The 5,948-nt window shown below is 70.4% G+C and carries 8 protein-coding genes; 6 read left to right on the top strand and 2 right to left on the bottom strand.

Annotated features, from left to right (window positions below):
• Nucleotides 1–664 (bottom strand): hypothetical protein (locus AB0M20_RS22685; protein WP_364301171.1); only part of this gene is annotated, 664 nt, incomplete at its 3' end.
• Between the two features lie 431 nt (nt 665–1,095).
• Between AB0M20_RS22685 and AB0M20_RS22680 the strand changes: the two genes are divergently transcribed.
• A complete protein-coding gene (locus AB0M20_RS22680; RefSeq protein ID WP_364301169.1) occupies nt 1,096–1,797 on the top strand; it encodes a hypothetical protein in 702 nt (233 codons plus the stop codon).
• A gap of 177 nt (nt 1,798–1,974) precedes the next feature.
• On the opposite strand, the gene AB0M20_RS22675 is transcribed toward AB0M20_RS22680, so the two are convergent.
• Nucleotides 1,975–3,084 carry a hypothetical protein gene (locus AB0M20_RS22675; protein WP_364301167.1) on the bottom strand — a complete coding sequence of 370 codons (1,110 nt, stop codon included), beginning with the start codon at nt 3,082–3,084 and terminating at the stop codon, nt 1,975–1,977.
• Nucleotides 3,085–3,404: 320 nt separating this feature from the next.
• On the opposite strand from AB0M20_RS22675, the gene AB0M20_RS22670 reads away from it, so the two are divergent.
• The 5 genes from AB0M20_RS22670 to AB0M20_RS22650 form a co-directional block, all read left to right on the top strand.
• A complete protein-coding gene (locus AB0M20_RS22670; protein ID WP_364301165.1) occupies nt 3,405–3,737 on the top strand; it encodes a macro domain-containing protein in 333 nt (110 codons plus the stop codon).
• A gap of 28 nt (nt 3,738–3,765) precedes the next feature.
• Nucleotides 3,766–4,029, top strand: a complete 264-nt coding sequence (locus tag AB0M20_RS22665; protein WP_364301163.1) for a hypothetical protein — start codon at nt 3,766–3,768, stop codon at nt 4,027–4,029.
• A 28-nt stretch (nt 4,030–4,057) separates the two neighbouring features.
• On the top strand, nt 4,058–4,684 hold the full coding sequence (locus AB0M20_RS22660; protein ID WP_364301160.1) for a hypothetical protein: 627 nt from the start codon (nt 4,058–4,060) through the stop codon (nt 4,682–4,684).
• Nucleotides 4,681–5,085 carry a hypothetical protein gene (locus AB0M20_RS22655; protein WP_364301158.1) on the top strand — a complete coding sequence of 135 codons (405 nt, stop codon included), beginning with the start codon at nt 4,681–4,683 and terminating at the stop codon, nt 5,083–5,085. The genes AB0M20_RS22660 and AB0M20_RS22655 overlap by 4 nt, the downstream gene beginning before the upstream one ends.
• A 13-nt stretch (nt 5,086–5,098) precedes the next feature.
• Nucleotides 5,099–5,948, top strand: an 850-nt coding sequence (locus tag AB0M20_RS22650; RefSeq protein WP_364301156.1) for an NB-ARC domain-containing protein, incomplete at its 3' end; no start/stop codon positions are given.

Raw genomic sequence — 5,948 nt, 5'->3', positions numbered from 1 at the left:
ATCCGGTCGGCGCCACCGGAGGGATCTTGGCGCCGAGCGGGCGTTCGATGTACGACGCGTACCAGTCCGGCCGCCGGCGCATGGCCGTCAGCACGAGATCCACCTCGGAGCGTACGGTCCGGACGTCGGTGTCCCAGTCGCCGGTCGCGCCGGGGCGCAGCGCCACCCAGCTGTCCAGCGGCCACACCTCCGATCCCGCCGTCTCCGGCACGCCGACCCATTCCAGGACGTGCAGCGCGAGCCGGATTAGCCATCGGTCGTGGCCGAGCTCGGCGGCGAGCCAACCGGACATCCGCGGCCGCTGCAGGGCTCCGCGACGGCCACGGCGACGCCGGTTGCCGTCCACCGTGGCCGCGGTCAACCGTCCGTGCAGCCAGGCTTCGACGGTCTGGATCTCGGCGTGGGCGTTGCGCAGCAGATCATGGACGACGGCCTCGACGTCGTCGTGGAAGCGGTCGAGGCACTCGTCGGTGAGCAGGGTCACGCCCGACGCGCACCGGCGATGACCGCGGCGGAGCTCGAGCCCGCGGGTCAGGTGCTGATAGACGACCGGCCAGACGATCTCGTACGCGGCGGCGCCGAGCGCGGCGAGTTCCGAGGGTCCGGCCGCGGCGACAGTGGCGGCGAGCCGGCCCGAGCGCGCCAGATCACGCAGAACGCACACCGGGTCGATCGTTTGAGGATGCGGACCACGCATTTGTTCCTTTCCGGACGATCCTTGCGAAGGAGTGTGACCGCGCTTCGGGCCGTGCGGCGATAGCCACACACCACAATCGACTGGTTCGCAACGATTACTGACCGTTACGCCTGAGATATGGCCCGATCCAGCTGATCGCCTTGGCGTTTCCACCGAACCCGAACGGCTGTATTGGGCGAGCGCAGCTCCGACAGCAGCCATCATGGCCGTTCAGCCGATCGTGAACTGGCCAAGCTCTTGCCACGGCATCGGCACCGGACAGCAGATGTCCACGGTGTCAGGTACGTGACCGCTCCGGCGCGGACATCCCGCCGCATGACGGAGTGACAGTCCGCGATGGATGCGACGGTCGAAGGGCGCGGGACGGTTCACCCGCTCATTGACGGACGGAGTGACCGGTGTCCTACGAGGGTGATCTCCGCAGCGAGCTGCGCCGGCTGTGCTGGGGGAGAGGGCTGCACGAACGAGGACTGGCCGGCCGCCTCGGGCCACAGCTCGGCGCGGTGATCGGGGTACCCACGGCGGAACCCGACGCGAGCCTGCACCTCCGCCTCCGGGACGAACTGACCGAGCTGAGCGCGGGGCTGGACGACGAACTGCGGACCGCCGCCGAGCTGGCCCACGCACTGGGGCCTCGTCCCGGAGAACTGCTGACCACCCGCACCCGCTCGTACGCGACCCGGATACACTGCAGCGAGCGGGCCGCGCGCCGCCGCATGGATCAGGCCATCGACGCCTTGGCACGCGCTGCGGTGACCCGATTCGACCCGGTCGTACCAGCGGAGACGGGACCCGGATGGCGTACCCGGGTGTTCTCCGCGTTGCTGCGCCTCGACACGCCGGAGATCGAGCTGTACGAGAAGCGGACCGTCGTTACGACGGCGGACATCGACCGGCTGGTGATCGAGATGGACCTGCCGCCGGTCGCCGGGAGCTCCGGCTTGCCGCCTCCGATTACGACCGGCTGCCGGCCGGCGCGCGCCACGAGTTCTGCCTCCACTATCGGGTGTCGCGGGACCGGCCGATCCGGGACTGCTACGCGTTCGTCCCGTTCGAACCGTGCGACCACGCCTAACTGCGGATCCGGTTCCCGCCGGTGACCCCGCCGGCCGCGGTGTGGCGGATCGGCGGAGTCGCGCCGCGCCGGATGGACCGCGCTGCCGGGACCCCGGCGTCGACCGGCTGCGTCCGGACGGCGGGGGCGAGGCCGGCACGGCGTTCAGCGGCCTCCGGCCGGGACACGGGTACGGCTTGGCCTGGCTCCCCGGCGACGGCGGTTAGGGACGGTCCCGGCCGATGATGGACAGCACGGTGGTGACGATCCGGTCCAGGGTCGTCGGGTCGGTCAGCGCGCCGGTCAGCCCGCCGACCGGATCGGCGACGGCGTGCGGCGCCCGGTCGAGGGCCGGCCGGAAGGTACCGCCGAAGACGGCCCGGATGACGTCCACGACGGTCTGCTCGGCCTGCTCACCCCGGCTGATTCGGGCGTCGATGGCACACACCGCGTCGGCCGCCAGCCGGAGCAGTTCGGTGTCGATCTCCTCGTACGGCCCGGTCGCCGCGAGCGGGGTGGCCGTCTCGCCGGCGGCGTCCCCGACCGGCAGCGTCGCAACCGGGGTCTGCTTGGTGCCGAGGGGCTGCTCCACGTACGACGCGTACCAGGCGGGCCGGGTCCGCATCACTGCGAGCACGGCCTCGACCTCGGACGCCACCACCGCCGGTTCGCTGGTGACCCAGTCCCCGGTCTTCGCGCCCCGCTGGTACGCCCAAGACTCGAGCGGCCAGACGTCCTCGCCCGCGGTGGCGCCGATGCCCACCCAAACCAGGATCTCGGTGGCCAGCGTGGTCAGCCATGGATCGCGGTGCAGTCCGTCAGCTATCCACATGGGGAGCCGAGGACGTTGCAGGGCGCCACGCCGGCCGCGCATCCGCCGATGGCCGTCCACCGTCGCGGCCTGCAGCCGGCTCGCGACCCAGGCCTCGAGATCGAGGATCTGCCTGCGGGCGTGGGTCAGCACATCGTGGACGACCGCCTCCACGTCCTCGTGGAACCGGTCGAGACAGTCCGGGGCCAGCCGCTCGATCGATACCGCGCAGGCCGCGTGGCCCCGCGCGTACTCCAACCGGCGGGTGAGCCGGGCGAAGACGATCGGCCAGGCGACCTCGTACGCCGCGCCGGTGAGCCACATCCGCTCGGTGCCTCCGGCGCCCGCGGCGACCTGAGCCAGCTTGCCGGCCCGAGCCAACTCCCGCAGCCGTCCGGCCCCGTCGCCGTACGGAGCCCCGGCCGGGTCCCGCGTGGCGACCGCGGATGTCCGCGAAGCGTACAGCCGGCCGGGCGAGGCGTTGGCGGGGAGGCGGACCCGCCCGATTCGATCGGCGTCCATCCGTGCGGTTGCGTTCGAACTGCCCAACGAGGGCTCCTTCCGGGTTACCGGTTCAACGAGAGGTCTCGATGCAAAAGCTTGACCGAAAAAGCACTCGCTCCGGGAGGGCTCCGGGGCGGTTGCGCCGGTTCGGACGCGCAAACCGGACGATCAGCCGACGGCAGCGCGGATGTTCGTCGGTGCGCCTCGGTGACATCCATCGGAATCCTCTGAGCCGAACGGCTGATCCACGATGGACCCGGGAGCGTGTCTTCGGGTCGCCGCACCAATGGCGGCTCTGGTTCACAAGATCGTTCGCAGCCTTCGGCGTCGCGGCCCTCATGCCTCAGTCCTACCGGGCCGTCTGGGACCGGGTGGCGTTTCCCGGGCACGCCGGCGTCGTCGCCTTCGTGGTCACCGCCGGATCGGCACTCTTCGGGGCGTACCGGGCGCTGCCCGGCCGGGTCGTCGCCCGTGACCTGCGACATCCGGACTGTCGTATAGAGATCATCCCGGGCGACCTGTTCGAAGAGACCGGTTCGCACCTGGTCATCGGGTTCACTGACCTGTTCGACACCGATCCATCGGACGGCCGGATTGTCGATCCGTCGAGCGTTCAGGGACAGTTTTCTGCAGCGTGCGTACGGCGGTTACCTGGACCGCCTCGATCGTGACCTCGGCGCCGCGCTGGCCGGGACGCCGGTGTCCGCCGTGGTGCCGGGAGCCGAGAAACCGTACGGGAAGCGCAGCCGGCACCCGATCGGAACGGTCGCGGTGCGGGGCGAGCCGCGGCGGCATTTCTTCGGCAGTCGGTCCGCCCGCTGGACTGGCGGCGATCCCGGTTCTGACGTCGCGGCTGCGCACCACCCGGGACATCAACGATGTTCATCCGTTCGAGGGAAAATTCCATCCGCGCTCGCGAATGACCCGTGTCTGTCCGTCAGAGACGGTCGTCAGGCAACGTGATGGACAACGGGATCGAGGGTCGAGGGCGATGACGACGGCACCGGCGGCACCGGCAGCCTCCGAACGCTTCCAGCACACCGTGATCGGCGGGTGGATGAGGCGGCTCACCGAGAGCTCTTCGCCGCGGCGTAGTCACTGGCAGACGAGGTTGATCTACTACGGGGCCGCCGCACAGTTGCTCGAGACCAGCGACGGCTCGCCGCTGACGTGGCGGGACATCGTCGTTACGGCCGGGCCGCGTGGGTGTCGCAGCACGTTTTACGAGGTGGCGGGCGCACGGGCCCGGCACCGCATGGTCGACGAGCTGATCAACGACGGCGGCAGCGACGCGGTCCAGATCGCCTTGCGTTACCTCCGCAACGATCCGGTCGATCAGCTCATCGACGAGACGAAGGTGTGGTCGTTCTGGCCGTACCGTCAGCAATTCGCCTGGTCGTTGGCGGTGTTACCACCGGACGAGGCCGACGCGAAGTTGATCGAGGGCATCGAGGCCTGGGCCCGTCATCATCCGGCCTTGGCCCGCTCCGTCGACCACACCCCGCCGGCCTGCGCGGTCGAGGACCTGACGGTGATCCACGAGAACCGACTCTCCGGCACCCGCGCCGCCCAACGCCTGACCGAGGTCATGACCACCACCATGAAAGGAATGCGATGAGTACGGAGATCGCCACACTCGCCGCGAGCGCCGTCCCGTTCGTCGCAGCCGCCGTGCACACCTACGGCGCGACAGTTCTGGAGAAACTGCAGGAGGCCGCGGCCGACGCCACCGTCGGCGTGGGTGGGCGCATCCTGGCCCGTCTCGTCGGGCGGCCGTCACCGTCGATCGAGGCGGCCGTCGTCGACCTGGCCGAGGACACCGAGGATGAGGACCGTCGGGCCGCGCTGCGCCTGCAGATCCGCAAGGCGCTCGCCGCCGACCCGGAGCTGGCCCGGCTGGTCGCCGACGAGGTCGGCTCGGCCGGCTCGTCCATCACCGCGTCGGGGGAGCGGTCGGTGGCCGCGGACCAGATCTCCGGCGTCGTCGTGACCGGGGACCACTCCCACATCACCCGGTGACTGCGGGTCGGCCATGACCGGCCAGACCTCGTCGGGCCATCGGTCCGGTGCGTTCGGCCAGTTCAGTGGCACGTTCGTCTCGGGCGACAACTCGAGCGTCACCAACTACGTCCTGCCGGACAACATCCCGGACGTGGCGAACGTGTCAACCACCTCGGTCTGGAATGTTCCGCGGCCGCCCAGCCGGTTGTTTGTCGGGCGTGACGATGAGCTCCGGCGTTTACACGACGTGCTCAGCGACGGCACCGGCGTCATCGGGCAGACGGTCAAGGGCCTCGGTGGCGTCGGGAAGAGCGAGCTCGCGCTGCAGTACGCGTCGGCCAGGCGCGCCGAGTTCACGTCGGTCTGGTGGATCACCGCGGACAACGCGGCGAACCTGACGAAGGATCTCGCCGAGATCGCGTACTCCCTGGTCGCCGCACTGCGGGTGTCACCGCCCGAGGTCGCGGCGCAGTGGGCGCTGAACTGGCTGCAGGAGCACCCGGGCTGGCTCGCCGTGCTGGACAACGTCGAGCAGCCGGAGGACATCGACGCGTTCCTGGGCCGTGCCGCCGGCAGTCGGGTCCTGGTCACCACCCGCCGCGACATGGACGTGGACTGGCGGCGCCGCGGGCTGCGCTCGGTGCGGCTGGGGTCGCTGCCGGAGGATCAGGCGATCAAGTTCTTGCTGGACGCGACCGATCAGGGGGACCGGTCCGCGGCGGCGTCGGTGGCGACGATTCTGGGTGGTCTGCCGCTAGCGTTGGAGCAGGCCGCGGCCTACATCATGGCCCTGGGGATCACCCTCGCCGAGTACGCGAACCGGCTGGCCCGCGAGCCCGAGGAACCCTTCGAGTACGGCGGGCAGCAGCGCGCGATCAGCA

The organism is Actinoplanes sp. NPDC051633 (genome assembly GCF_040681735.1).
Classification (GTDB): domain Bacteria; phylum Actinomycetota; class Actinomycetes; order Mycobacteriales; family Micromonosporaceae; genus Actinoplanes.
This window is presented reverse-complemented; position numbering and strand designations above follow the sequence as displayed.